At 50.4% G+C, this 14,401-nt stretch carries 11 protein-coding genes; 4 read left to right on the top strand and 7 right to left on the bottom strand.

What is annotated here, in order from left to right; genetic code table 11:
• The first annotated feature begins 153 nt into the window (after window positions 1-153).
• The 3 genes from SH580_RS12105 to SH580_RS12095 are packed head-to-tail and all read left to right on the top strand — an operon-like array spanning window position 154 to window position 4,649.
• Window positions 154-1,452, top strand: coding sequence for a [protein-PII] uridylyltransferase family protein (locus SH580_RS12105; protein ID WP_319831121.1), 1,299 nt, complete (start codon window positions 154-156; stop codon window positions 1,450-1,452).
• Window positions 1,349-2,944 (top strand): HD domain-containing protein, encoded by a 1,596-nt coding sequence (locus SH580_RS12100; protein WP_319831120.1) that lies wholly within the window; start codon window positions 1,349-1,351, stop codon window positions 2,942-2,944. Before SH580_RS12105 ends, SH580_RS12100 begins: the two co-directional genes overlap by 104 nt.
• A 13-nt stretch (window positions 2,945-2,957) precedes the next feature.
• Window positions 2,958-4,649: a GAF domain-containing protein gene (locus SH580_RS12095; protein ID WP_319831119.1), complete on the top strand. Its 1,692-nt coding sequence runs from the start codon at window positions 2,958-2,960 to the stop codon at window positions 4,647-4,649.
• Here SH580_RS12095 and SH580_RS12090 read toward each other — a convergent pair.
• From SH580_RS12090 to SH580_RS12060, 7 genes are all read right to left on the bottom strand, one after another.
• A complete protein-coding gene (locus SH580_RS12090; protein WP_319831118.1) occupies window positions 4,635-6,068 on the bottom strand; it encodes a glycosyltransferase in 1,434 nt (477 codons plus the stop codon). The genes SH580_RS12095 and SH580_RS12090 overlap by 15 nt on opposite strands.
• Before the next feature lie 64 nt (window positions 6,069-6,132).
• The gene (locus SH580_RS12085; protein WP_319831117.1) at window positions 6,133-6,741 is read right to left on the bottom strand and encodes a hypothetical protein; all 609 of its coding nucleotides are present in this window, start codon (window positions 6,739-6,741) and stop codon (window positions 6,133-6,135) included.
• 23 nt (window positions 6,742-6,764) lie between these two features.
• Window positions 6,765-7,916: a glycosyltransferase family protein gene (locus SH580_RS12080; protein ID WP_319831116.1), complete on the bottom strand. Its 1,152-nt coding sequence runs from the start codon at window positions 7,914-7,916 to the stop codon at window positions 6,765-6,767.
• Window positions 7,917-7,928: 12 nt separating this feature from the next.
• Window positions 7,929-9,467, bottom strand: a complete 1,539-nt coding sequence (locus tag SH580_RS12075; RefSeq protein ID WP_319831115.1) for a hypothetical protein — start codon at window positions 9,465-9,467, stop codon at window positions 7,929-7,931.
• 434 nt (window positions 9,468-9,901) lie between these two features.
• Window positions 9,902-10,258 carry a prepilin-type N-terminal cleavage/methylation domain-containing protein gene (locus SH580_RS12070; protein ID WP_319831114.1) on the bottom strand — a complete coding sequence of 119 codons (357 nt, stop codon included), beginning with the start codon at window positions 10,256-10,258 and terminating at the stop codon, window positions 9,902-9,904.
• A gap of 173 nt (window positions 10,259-10,431) precedes the next feature.
• Entirely contained in the window at window positions 10,432-11,460 is a 1,029-nt protein-coding gene (locus SH580_RS12065) for a PIN/TRAM domain-containing protein (protein ID WP_319831113.1), read from the bottom strand.
• Between the two features lie 223 nt (window positions 11,461-11,683).
• Window positions 11,684-13,438: an SUMF1/EgtB/PvdO family nonheme iron enzyme gene (locus SH580_RS12060; protein ID WP_319831112.1), complete on the bottom strand. Its 1,755-nt coding sequence runs from the start codon at window positions 13,436-13,438 to the stop codon at window positions 11,684-11,686.
• Window positions 13,439-13,567: 129 nt separating this feature from the next.
• Here SH580_RS12060 and SH580_RS12055 point away from each other — a divergent pair, with 129 nt between their 5' ends.
• Window positions 13,568-14,401, top strand: a complete 834-nt coding sequence (locus tag SH580_RS12055) for a prephenate dehydrogenase (protein ID WP_319831111.1) — start codon at window positions 13,568-13,570, stop codon at window positions 14,399-14,401.

The following is a 14,401-nucleotide window of genomic DNA, read 5'->3' as shown; positions in this document are numbered from 1 at the left end:
TAATTAGTGGAGAACAGATACCGGTAGCAGAAAGCAGCCCGGGGTCAAAAGCGAAACAGATTTATTTAACAGCTGGGTAGACGATTCGCGAACTCACTTGACGCGAAGCGCAAAAAGAAGGTTCCTTTCAGAAACTCAACCACAGTCCGGCACATGCCTATTCAAGATAATCCGCTCTTCCGCCGTCTCCACCAACACGCTCAAAAGCGGCTGGTATTCGATCCTGGTGTCTCCCGCAGTAAGCAACTTCCTGCTTACAAACGCTACATGCAGCTGGAAAACGTCATGCTGGAGCGTATGCACCGAAAGGGCGAATCAGGCCGCAAGGTGTGCCAAGCCAGAGCCGCCATGATCGACGTGGTGATCGAAAATCTCTTTCTCGCCGCGCTCGACCTCTACGCAACTGAACACGGCCCACTGCCCACGAAAATGGCGATTCTCGCCACTGGTGGTTACGGTCGTCGCGAGCTAAACCCCCACAGCGACATCGACATCATGTTTCTCTATCCGCTCAAAGCAGCGGGCAAGGACTATGAAAAATTCCAGGAAGTGGTGACCGAAGGCATTCTCTATCCGCTCTGGGACCTGGGGCTCAAGGTGGGACACGCCTCTCGCAACGCTAAAGAGGTGATCGAAGAATGCCGCAAGGAAGTGCAATCGAAAAACGCTATCTTAGAGTCGCGTATCATTTGCGGCTCCGAACCTCTCTACAAAAGCATGCGCAGCCGCTTTGAGGAGTTTGTAAAAAAGGAAAATTCGAAGCTCTACATTCAACAACGACTCGAAGACGAATTGGAACGCCACGCCAAATCCGGCAATACTATCTACCTACAAGAACCCGACATAAAAAACGGCGTCGGAGGCCTGCGCGACTACCAGAACATACTCTGGATGGCACATATTAAATACGGCTTTCGCTCCTTTCGAGACCTAGTCAAGGCAAAGCTGCTGCGCGAAGATGAGCGCCAAGCCATGGTCGAGTCATACGACTTTCTACTGCGCGCCCGCACGGAACTCCATCTGCAAAACCGACGCCCCACAGATAAGCTGGATCTGGAGCAACAACCCAACATCGCCGAGCAATTAAACTACCCGCAAAAAGACATCTTCGAACGGGTCGAGTCCTTCATGAAGGACTACTATACAGCCGCACGCACCATTTACCAGACCAGCGAAATGCTCAAGGAACGCATGGCGCTGGAAGCGGCCACTGGCAGTAAAGCCCGCATCAGCTTCCGCGAGGCCCTACGTGCGCACCAACACCTACCAATCAAAAAGGTCGAAGGCTTTCAATTGTACGAAAAAGTACTTTTCGATCGACAGCCCCAACGTATTCAAAGACGACCCCGTGCGCCTGATACGCATCTTTCGTCTATCACAGCAATTTGGTGCCCGCTTGGACCCGGACCTACGCTTTTTGATCACCCGCTCGATCCCGCTGATCGACCATAATATAATCAACAGCCCTTCAGCCGCGAAGAGCTTCTGCGCCATTTTACGCAGCCCGGGTGAAGTCTACCCCATTCTCATGCAAATGCACGAAATGGGCGTACTAGGCCGCTATCTTCCCGAATTTGGCGAGCTCACCTGCATGGTCCAGCACGAATATTACCACCGCTACACCGCCGATGCACACGTACTGCGCACCATCCGGCACCTCGACCGTGTCTTCAGCAAACACGACCAAGAATACGCACGCTACGAAAAAGAATTACGCAAGAATGACGACCCACTGCTGCTCTACTTAATCTTACTATTGCACGACATTGGAAAAGCCGAAGGCGTTAAGAACCATGATGTTAATGGTGTCCGCATCGCGCAACCCATCCTTACGCGTTTTGGCATTGGGCATGAGCAACAGGAACAAATTCTATTTATTATTCGTAACCACTTAGAAATGGCACGATTCTGGCAACGGTTTGACTTAGACGATCCCAAGACAGCGGCCTCCTTCGCAGAATTCAACGAAGACCCGCAAAAACTCAGATTTCTATACGTACACACCTACTGCGACGCCCGCGGAACTGCCCCCACTCTGTGGAACAGCTACAAGGATGCCATGCACCGCACACTTTACGTTAGAACGCTTGAGCAGTTTGAAGACGACGCCATCATTGAACAAAAGCGGAAAGACCAAATCAACATGCTACACCAACAACTACTCCAGAAAAAACTTGAAGGCATTTCGGAAGAAGAAATCGAAGCGCACTTCAACTTACTTCCGGAGCGCTACTTTATAAATACCCATCAGGACGACATCGAACTTCATCTACGCATGGTACACCGCTTGCTGGCACAGATTCAGTTGGCCGAATCCATGGCCACACTCGCCCCAATCATCGATTGGCATGATGACATCGACCTAAGCATGTCTGTGATCGACGTCGTCACTTGGGACCGTGCGGGTCTGTTCTACAAGCTAGCGGGCGCCCTCACACTGGCCGGGGTCAATATCGTAAGCACGAAGGCCATTACCCGCAAAGATCACATCACCATCGATACTTTCTACGTAATGGACCCGGACGGAGGCGTCGTCTCCAACAAAAAAGCCCGTGAGATCTTCGAAAAACGCCTGCACGAAGCTCTGATTGAAGAGAAAGAGCTCATGCCAGAAATCAACGAGCTCGAAAGCAAAATCATGGCCAAGACCAAGACTAAAGACATGCTTCCGGCCCCCTTCCCGCCGAGCGTGGACGTCTATCACGAGCTCTCACTCAAGCAGACAATCATCGAAGTGCAGGCCAGCGACCGCATCGGTCTGCTCTATCAACTCTCGCGCTTAATTACCAAGAAGGGCTTCGACATCGGGTTCGCCCGCATCGCCACCGAACGCGGGGTCGCAATGGATACTTTCTACATCAAGAACGACAAGAGCGAACAAGATAATTATACCACCTCATTACTCGAATTGCGCGAAGAGCTCGACAAAATCGTAAAAGAATAGAACCGTCTCTTGGATGGACGACCCAGCAAACGAGCAAACCGCGATCGACTCGCTCTATCGCATCAGCAGCCTAGTATCGGATACGGAAGACCCTAAGACGGCCCTGCGCCTCATCTTGGATGAAATCATCAAGGTGCTCAAGCCCAGTAGCGCGTCCATTGCCTTAATCAACCCCGATACCAAGGGCTTAGAACTCGAAGCTTCCTACGGTCTCCCCGAGGACTGGAGCAATTTAGAACTCGCCCTGGGCCAAGGCATTACTGGCTGGACCGCCCTCCACGGCCGAGCGCTCATCGTAGGCGATGTACGAAATGAACCACGCTACATCTCCGTGCGCCCCAGTGTGCGCTCAGAAATGGCCGTGCCCATGGAAGACCAAGGCATGGTGATCGGAGTCGTCAACGTAGACAGCGAGCAAACCAACGCCTTTGGTGAATCCGCTCTCAAAATCCTCACTTTGCTCACAAATGAGGCCACCCGGGTCGTTTCACGTCTGTGGATGATCAAACAACTCCGAGCCAAGGCCAACCAGCTGGAATCTCTGGTCGACATGAGCCAGCAACTGGTCGGCGAGCTCGACAGTGATGAACTAATGGAAGCACTGACCCGGCAGGCGAGGCACTTAATGGACTGCCACAGTAGCGCCCTCTTTTTACTCAGTCCAGATGGCCGCGAACTGCACCTACACAGCTTTATAAATCCATCGGGCCCCGTTGATGAAAAACTATCCCTCCCACTGGAAGACAGTGCGCTAGGGGCCACAATTCATCGGCGCAAACAAATCGAAGTCCACGATCTCGCATTTACCGAAGAGAACGACTCCCTCCGCACGATCCAACGCGAAGGTCTCATTTCTATGCTGGCCTCCCCAATCATTTTCGGCGAAGAGGTCATCGGAGTCATCATCGCCTACACCGACCAATCGCATCGCTTCAACAACGACGAAAAAAACGCCTTCACCACACTCGCCGGGGTGGGTGCCATCGCGATCCAAAACGCACGCCACTACTCCCGCATTTTTGCCAGCGAAGAGTCGATGCGGCGCAATGAGAAACTCACGACCTTAGGCATGCTTGCAGCCGAAATCGCACACGAGATCCGCAACCCATTGACAGTCATAAAACTGCTATTCGACTCACTCGACCTCAAATTCACGCAAGAAGACCCACGCCATACAGATGTGCAAGTCATCGGAGAGAAGCTGAATCAACTGGAAGAAATCGTCGAACGGGTGCTCAGCTTTGGCCGCACCCGCGAGGGCATGCACACCCGCCAGGACCTCAGTATTTTGGTCAACGACACGCTCAAATTGGTCCGCCTAAAGCTCCATCAGCAAAAGATCACCCTAGAATTCGAACCGCCCAAAAAGAAAATACTAGTCGCCGTCAATAAAGGACAAATGTTGCAGGTCATGCTCAACTTGGTGCTCAACGCGACTCAAGCCATGCCTGATGGCGGTCGTATTCGAATCGAAGCCACCACCGACGAGAGCTGCGCTCACCTGACAATCACCGACAATGGCAGCGGCATCCCGGAGGCCATACAGGCCGACATCTTCGAATCCTTCCTGACTGACCGCCCAGACGGCACTGGCCTGGGCCTCTCCATCAGCAAACGCATCCTCCGCGACCACCGCGGCAATATTGAGCTCGCCCACTCCTCCCCCGAGGGCACCTCCTTCCACTTCTGGCTACCTCTCGCGTAAGGAGAAAAATCGGATTTTTCGCAGCCCGAACCATGTCATACGCAGCAAGATCCAACCGTGTCGGAAACGAGAGATATTTGTATCCCCATAGGTCCGGTCACGATAACGCACCAAGATATCACGAATCCTCAAATCCAGCATCGCACTTCCGAAGAGTAGATTAAAATCGCCGAACGGATCAAAGTCTCCCAGCACTTCGATTCGTTTGAGCAGGCGCTCATAATCCGAGCGCAGCATCATCTTAGTGCCACACAGGCTATCCTTGATGGGCTGGCCCAAAACAAAACTGAGTGCTGCTGCAAAGAATTTATTTCCCAGCAAATTCAAAAAACGCATCGCTTGCGTTTCCATCGGATAGACCAAGCGACAGCCATTGGCAAATTCACAACTGCCCGAAGCAATCGCTTCATAAAACTTAGGCAAATCCTCGGGCGGCGCAGTCAAATCACCATCCTGAATGACCAACACATCCCCCTTCGCCACCGCAAAACCTGCAAACACCGCGTCCCACTTCCCCTTGCCGGGTTGTTGCAGGTATTGAATACGATGCGGCCCCTCGTAAGCCGCCACTTCGCGCTGAATGACCTCCCAAGTATCGTCGACACTATTGCCCTCCACGAAGATCACCTCCGTCTGCGTCCCCAAAGTTGGGATACGCTCCAGTGCCGCTCGAATATTCCCCGATTCGTTGCGCGCAGGCACCACAACTGAACAAGAGATCTCACCATCAATCTGCGGCTTCACAATGAAACGGGCCACGACTGTGGTCGACATGCCTAGATGACGCAGCAGAGGCAGTCGCACTAAAAAGCTGTTGAAAAAGGGTGCCAACAGCGGAATCCGGAATGGCAGCATTTGCTCACTCCCGGAACTCACCACTTCAAAACCATTTAACTCCAATATATTTTCCAGATCACTGGAACTCAGCCAATTACTGGGAGGTTGAGGCGTTGCCATACCTAAAGACGGAGCAATTTTCAAGAGCGGCTCCCACAAATGATTCAAAGACATAATGTGAACACGCGTCCTGGGATGGCAGTATTTACGCAGCGCAGCGATGCTCGCATGCACATCCGGCAAATAACCGACCAAATAATCCAACACAATCACGTCAAACGTGCCCTCAAACTCTAGATCCTCCAAGTCTCCAACTCTAAACTCCAAATTCTCCGCTGCATGCTGCGCATCTGCCCGCTTCAGCATTTCAGGACTGATATCAATTCCCACACCTTGCGCTGGCTTTAGCGACGCAAGTAAATCACCCGCGCCGCAGCCCCACTCCAATACGCGCTTACCTTCTGAAATATGGAATTGATAGTAGGCTTTAATCTGCGAATGAAAACCACGCTGCCAACGACGCGCTCGCGCATCATTCTGAGCCACCCAGTCGAAATGCTCTCTTAATTTACTTTTATCCATATTACCACGCTACTCCAATTCGTATCACTCCCTACGGCGAGCAAGTTCAATCATCTATATACAATTAATTTGAAAGAGTAAGTTCGACGTTTGGCTGCAATCCCTGCACGCGATATACCTGTGTCAGCTGAAGCGGCTTAAAACTCTTTTCCGCTACTAATTCTAAATTTAGAATCTGCTGCAAATCATCGAATTCTGGATCTATGGATTGAAACTCATTCGCCACGTACTTCGCACGACGGATTACATAAATTTCGTCGAACACTTCCCTTTCCAAATAAGTGAGGACCTTCGGCACACGCTTAAGCACTCGCGGTATCGGCACGACTGAGAGGTCCTGAAGAGACCAAAATACCACATAGCGGTCTACATAGAGACTGCGAGGTGCGAACTCCTCCTGAGCAAGCTCTTCAAACCAGTTGAACTCACGAACAACAAAATTGGAATGATTGAAAATCGATTTATCATTACTGGGCAGCGTATAGACTAGAATAAAAATACCAGTAACGAAACATGCGACTTGCAAGGCAGACCGCCAACGAATGGCTGCATAAGCTAAAATCAAGACTGTGGCACTGACTACAGAGACATGAAACGGCAAGGAATAGCGTGATACAAAGCGCTGATCCAGCTGCCCGGCGTGGAAGCTGAGAGTCACCACGAGTTGTAACAAAATAAATAGCACGAAAATAGCAGTCACCAAGCCAGCCGGATTGCGACGCCAATAAACCTTAAGCTCTGTCCTAAGAGAAATACAAAAGCGAGCACAGCGGGCACGGCCAACAAGCCCAACAAGGGAGAGTTGGCCAAACTCATATCGCAGCTTAGAAAGAAATTCAGAGCATGTGGTATATTTGCAATGAGATGCCCCCATGCAAACGGCTCCACCGCCCCATCCATAAGCTCCCAGGCCGCATCATTTAACGAATACATACGCGTCTGTAACGCGACAGCAATCAAGGCCACACTTGATAGCACCACCCCCCAACTCATATAAATACGTCCACTCCGCCACCAGCCCAGAAGGATCACAATCGCAGCTGGAAAAACAAACAATCCCGACTCATAACGAGTATAAACTAGCAAGACCGCAGTCAGCGATACCAATGCTTCAAGCGCTGCACCAGGAGCCCTCAGATAAACAACCGATACTACACAGAGCAATTGCAGCATGAACAAGTTCAGCATTTCCATGCCCGCTCCAGTCGCATTCTGAGACAACAATGGCAACGATGCCCAAAGCAGCACCGATAAAACGCCCGCCGAGCGACCGCCCATCCAATGACCAAAAACATAAACCAAACATAGAAAAGCGACGCCAGTAAACGCATTCAACAAGAAGGGGATACGCTCTGAATAGCCGAATACATCATACAATACTGAAACAACAAAGGGATAGAACCAAGGCCGCTTATCCACCTCGACTGCTTCACTCACAAAAGCATCTCCCCAATAGTTACCTAGCGTAACCATACTGACCTCACGTGTCTCATGCAGACTTTTGGCAGTCGCCGCGAGCAAGTAGTCATCCATCGCAATCTTATAGTCGAGCGTGGCATGCACGAAAATAACCCATGCGCCGACCAAGACACTCAGGCCGCCACAAATAAGATCCTTCTTCGCAAATTGCACAATCACTCCACTTTGGCGCCATGCCCGAAAAGCGTAGTAGCCACTAGCAGCCACGATAACGAAAACAAAGTAATAACCAAGGTAGCGAACGCCCCACTTCATGGCATCAGCCGACAGCAAGCAGACCAGTGCCACAGAAAGCAGCGCGAGCATTCCCGCGCACACAATTCGACGCCAAGGAATCACGTCAAAACGACTCAATAAGCCTATATTCATCTCCTTCATCCTTTATGGTAGCGTCTGATAAAAATCCCAAAGGTCATCTTCTTGCTGGAACAGTTCTTGTGTCTGTGCCAACGCACGAGCACGTAGAGGCGCATCCATTTTCACCCCGACAATCCGATCCACCCGCATCAATCCATGATTGTTTATTTTTTCTCGAACAACTGTCTCCGTCTCGAAATTTCGTTCAAATTCCTCTACTAACAACTTGTTTATTTCTAAATCTGTATGCGAATACGGCACAAATTGTACAATCAAGATCTCATCAAATGTATGTAGCTTTAAGTGCAGATCGATTCTCAGTTTATTACGAATCGCCGTATCTGGAACCAGCGCAGAACGACGCTGAATCAGCGCTGCCATATGGCTCTTAGAAATAAATAATATCGGCCGTTCAGACCGAGACGCAACATAGTCAAAAGTCCATTTAAATTCCTGTTGCTGAATCGATGGCATCAGGAAGTTGCTTTGAGCCATCAACGGCCGTGAAAAGGCTAAAAAATACATAGCAACACCCAAAATGAATACAGGCGCCACCCGGTGCGCATACGGCAATCGAGAACAGCCCCAAACCACCAGGAGCACTTGCAATAGGATAAATGGTAAGATGATACGCGTAGCCATCACATCGTCCACTTGCCCCCAAAAATAACACATCAATAGAATGAAACTCCCCAGCACGGAGACTCCAAAAATACTCGAAATACAAAACAGGGGAGAAGTCGTATCGATACGCACTCGACGCCGTAACAGCAGCCAGCCTAAGAGCACCAGAGCCATCGCAAATAAAATACTAAGAAGTAGACTGTTTGCTTGTTCCAAATCATATGCAAAAAAGTAATTCAAAGCATGTGACAGGTTATCCTTCACGTATTCAATCGAGAATGGACTGGTCACGCCTTTTGCGTCCAGTTGCCAAATCAGCGCATTATCAGAGTGGATGATACGTCGCAGCGGCAAACTAATCAACAACAAGGGGGCTACAATGACGGCCCACGAAAACTCAATTTGCCTCTGTCGCCACCAAACTAAACAGAGCACCAATCCAATAGCCCCGATATAGAGAGCTGATTCATAACGCGTATGCGCCAACAAAAGGCCGAACATAACAAACAAATTCGCTCGATCAGCGGACGACTGCTTGAGATAGCCATATCCAGCCAGCGCTGTTGCCAGCAGAAGTGTCATGTTCAAAAGTTCAAAGCCGGACCCGCACATATTCATGGCCAACAACGGCACGGTGCTAAAAAGAACCACTGCCATGTAACCACCCCACTTATTCCACAACACTCCCCCTGCATAAAACAACAGTGACAAAAACACAGGTGTTAAAAGCGTATTAAGCCAAATACCTTGGGTCGCACGATAGCCTGTCAACGCGTGGACTTGACTCACAATAAAAGGAAACAGTGTGGGGCGTTTATCGGTATACGCAGTCAAAATTTCGAAGTTCCCATTAATCTGATAGGCCTTCGCCGCCGTCTTGGACTCTCTTAAAGTGTGCATTTGCAATGCAGTCGCCATCAACACAGGCTCATCCATCACAATCTTAAACTCTCTGGGCTGAGAGTTCAAAAGCAGCACAGAAACCAAGCCCACAAATATAATTGGCCCCATAGAGCGCTTAAAGAGAGCCCCCTGGACCATGCGCCTAGGAATTGACCGCATAAAACACAGCGCTGCGGTCGCAAACAGCAGCAAAAGAACCAAGTGCGACCAGTACCTCGTAACGCGCAATCAACTGCAAAGCTTCTAACTTATCACAGCAAAAAAAGCCCACAACAATTGCGCAAACTGACGAAAGTACAAATGTGATGCACTTAATAAACCATATATGAGCCATAAATCCGCTGAACAATTAAAGACCGACCGACTGAACTAGACAACATATGGTAACAAGTAAACTCTAGTATACATAAAAAAAAAGCCTCCCGCACGATGCGGAAGGCTTTGATTATAGAAAATAAGATCCGATTCGCTTAGAAAGCAATCGAGATGCTGCCTGAACCACTTGGATGATCCGCAGTCAATTCAGTTAACGCTGTAGTGATCGTAGCTGTGTAGCTGTCACCATCACCGGAGACATTAGAAAAGGCCTTAACATAACCACCATCAGCAACCAGGCTTGAGCTAGATACAGTAGTGACACCTTCTTCAAGGAAGTACTGTTCCGCACCAGAAGCTAGCTGACGAAGATTGTTGGTGATCGCTTTTTCTTGTGAAGTTGTGCGAACCTTTTGGAAAGCTGGAATCGCCATGGCAGCGAGAAGACCGATGATAACAACCACGATCATGATTTCGACGAGGGTGAAACCCTTTTTGCTTTGTGTGTTCATAATGATATTCCTTAGTTTAGTATGATGTATTATATATATATAGTGTCGGGAAGAATCCCCGAGCGTGGCAAATAAAGTGCATCGGTACAAAAAACCCAAGTAAAAACGATGAACGAACAGGCTTTAACAAAGTTTTTAACATCAAACAGAAGTTTGGTTCAACGCCTGCAGATTCAGCGATCAAGCTCCGCAACATCCGGATAATGAGTCGCAAAAATCATCTTTCCGCCAGACGAGGGGACTACCGAATCCACCTCCACGCGGATCTCTTGTCCAATCCATTTCCGACCATTATTGACCACCAACATCGAACCATCCGGCAGATAACCGATCGCCTGCCCCGCATCCTTCCCTGGGCGCACCAGTTCAACATTCACACGTGTCCCAACGGAAACCTCTTGATTTAAAGACTTCACCAGAGAGGTAATATTCAACCAATCCACCCCATGGAACTCAGCTAGCTTAGCTAGATTGTAATCCGTAGTCAGTAACTTGGCCTTCATCGATTCAGCGAGGTAAACCAACTTCGAGTCCACAGCCTCGCGGTCGGGCACAGCACTTTCATGTATCCGAATATCAACATGCTTCATCTTCCGGATACGATTAAGCACTTCCAGCCCCTTACGCCCCTTCTCCTTACGAGCCGTATCACTCGAGTCAGCCACCGTCTGCAACTCATCCAGAACAAAACGCGGAATAACCATCGCATAGCCAAACCAACCGCTTTCACAAATTGCAGCGATGCGCCCATCTATAAGTGCACTGGTATCCACCACGACCACCGAAGACTCTACATTCTGTGGACTAAAACGAACATAAGGGATAACAAGGTTGAACTCATCCCGCCCACGCAGCGCCACCACAGTCGCCAAATACATCGTTATAACATAGAGCGCCAGACGGGACAGGAAAAGCGTTTCCGCTAGATCAGGGTCCGCCTCTAAAGGTTCAAATAGCGGCGAACTGGAAATCAAATAGGCAATCAATCCACCCACCGCGAGACCGAAAGTAATCGCCGAAAGTCCACGCAAAGAAAAGCCCTCTAACAATACATCCGTCAGAATCACCAAGACTGCCAAACTCATCCCCACAAAAAGCACAGGCATAAGACTCCAACCGTCCGTGACATAGGTCAAAAGCACACAGCCCAGCACACTGACGAGAAGGAAAAATATTCTAACAATTATAATCGTTTTATTCATATAAAATCATACTACGAGCCACCAAAACGAATAATATCAAGGAGCCAAATAAGCAAGATGGGCAGTAAAATCATCACAGCCATCACGATGTAAATAACACGTACCGCGCGCCGCGCTTCAGGCGGAAGCTCGTGATGTTCAGGCTCTTGTTCACTCGACCCCATCAATTAACGACAAGGCATATCCTCGACCTTAGCAACGAGAACTTTCCGCACACGCTTTTTTAATCAACTTTTACAACGACACGGAAGCCTGTCAGACGATTGCGTTCCCCACGTGGAGCCTCACGAATGGGCACAGTGAAAATGGATTCCAGGCGATCCTGCGCATGGCCTCCGATGTGGCGTGCATCCTCTGTATCAAAACGATTGATCGACTCTAGCCACTCACTGACATTGCCCAACAAATCATAAAAGCCACTGGCGAAAGCTGCTTTTGTTGCCACCGATTGCGGCACGCCCTCTGCATCAGAAACACTCCAAACATGATCTTCCAACACCACGTAGCGCAAAGCACCCAAAGCTTGGCGAAACTCGTTTTCCGTCGGCAAGCGCACTGACTCCCCCAAAATCCAACTGAGTCGCTCACAGAAATTTTTCGCCTCCACCCAGCTAACAGAATCCACCGGGCGAACATCCCCCTTATTACGACTGGGGTTCGTTCCCATAATCAGAGAATACAAGGCCTGAGGCACTTCCGTGCGCAGCATTCGCCAGCCCTCAACCTCAGGAATGGGCAGTAAAGCATCATAAATACGGTCCTGAATAAAACCCAAGTCGTTCTGAACCAAATTTAAATAGCGGACTTTCAACTGCAGATCTTCATCATTGAGTGAACTACGCGGAAAGGCTTCTTCCATCTGCTTAATATCACGACGCAAAGCTGCGATCACTTCAGCCGCCTCGTAGGTGCGCCGCTCTGCCAGCAATTTTTGCATCAGGTCGTGGTTACGCTCGATCGCCAGACCAAGCTCAAAACTCTCGGCCGTCTGGCTCTTGCGTTGATACTCGGAAACACGCTCCGATGAAGCATAAGGACTGTCGCGATAGGCATCATTGAGCTGACGCTGCAATCGCGACGCTTCCAGATAGAGCGCGGCCGCCTCTAGATTTTCATTCGCGGCACGCCGTTCATCCGCAAGCTGGGCGACACGCTGCACTTCCACATAGCTCTGGCCGGAACGGATGCCTACCAGCTTGATACGCAAGCGCTCAAGTCGCGCCACACTAGACTGATTGGTGCCACGATATTCCCGGTTCAACTGATCCTGCAGCGCCATCGCTTGCTGCAAACGCTCTTCTGCCGGCCCCCACTCCTGTCTCTCGATAAAGAGGTCCGCTTCTTCCTCCAGCGCAATACTACGCTGCAACAGAGGCACCGCCATCAGATAACGTGCCTGCCGTTCCAATCGCGTCGCACGGCCCACGTTATAAGCCGAACTTAAAGGAAAAGTCTCATTAATTTGACGTTGCTTTTGATAAGCCTCTCGGAATTTAACGCGCGCATTTTCGTAATCCTCCTCGGCGACCAAGGCCTCCGCCTCACGCTCCAAGTCCAAACTTTCTAAACGCATTGGCTCAGCCGCCAGATTATGATAGCGCTCTTTCAAATTCACCAAGCGCTTCTGCCCCTCCGAATCGACCCTCGAAATCTGCGAGAGATAGGCTTCCTGCTTTGTCAGCGCTCCTTTTAACAACAAAATATCCTCTGGCCCCGCATCACGCAGTGCCAGTATGTCTTCGAACTGTGACTCCAACGCAAGACTCTCTTCCTGCAAGGCCTTCACAGATTCAGGCACCTCTACACTGTAGTTCAGATCACGATAATCGACATCCTTGGGGCCCAACTGGCTTAAAAACCAGAAACCAGCTAAAATCGCGAGCGCAAGCACGACGATCAGCAGTCCGATAACGAACTTTTTGATGCCACTCGATGCATGAGGGAGATGTCGATGAGAAGACTTCTTAAAATTTGCCATAAGTAAATTGGGGCTGGCGCTGTAAAAATTGCCTGCCTTAAATGACTCGCAGCTACCTGCGCCGCAAGGCAAAAGGCACATGGACGCACTCTTACGACTCGTCCACACCAATTTTTGTCATCTTCACCCATGTTTCAACAAATCACCATACTTGGACCGGGCCTACTAGGCGCATCGCTGGCGCTCGCACTCAAAGAGGGCGGCCTTTGCCAGCGTGTGCATGCATGGTCGCGCCGCGCAGAAACACGCGCTCAAGCACTTGAGTCAGAGTGGTGCGACGCCGTCTTCGACCAGCCAAAGGACGCCTGCACAGGCAGCGAACTAGTCGTCATCTGCACCCCCGTCGAAACGATCGTCCCCTTGCTGGAACAAGTCGCGCCGTCCTTAGCCACCCACACACTCGTCACCGATGTGGGCAGCACCAAAAGTATCATCTGCCGCGAAGCACGCGGCACCGGCGTCAACTTCATCGGTTCCCACCCCATGGCTGGCTCCGAACGCACGGGCATGGCACACGCCCGCGCCGACCTTTTTAACGGGGCGGCCTGCATCGTCACTCCGCTGGATGACGCTGCAGATACAGATATCGCACGCCTACACCAGCTTTGGCAAGCGATCGGTATGCAGGTCACGACTTGCAGCCCCGAACAACACGACGAAATCGTAGCTCACGTCAGCCACCTGCCCCACCTGCTGGCATCCAGTCTCTGCAGCTATTTGGCCAGCAAAAATCCCGACTGGAAACCACTGAGCGGAGGCGGCCTACGCGACAGCACCCGTGTCGCCGCTGGCGATCCCATTCTCTGGAAACAAATCCTAGAGCAAAACCGCGAGGAAGTCTTACGCGCCATCGATGGCTTCGAAAACGAACTTCACGCCCTCAAGACTAACCTACTCGATCAAAACTCGTCCGCTCTCATCGCCCAGCTTGAGCGTGGAAAAAAATTCCGCGACAGTCTCTAA

This window comes from Coraliomargarita algicola (assembly GCF_033878955.1).
GTDB classification, from domain to species: Bacteria; Verrucomicrobiota; Verrucomicrobiia; order Opitutales; family Coraliomargaritaceae; genus Thalassobacterium; species Thalassobacterium algicola.
This window is presented reverse-complemented; position numbering and strand designations above follow the sequence as displayed.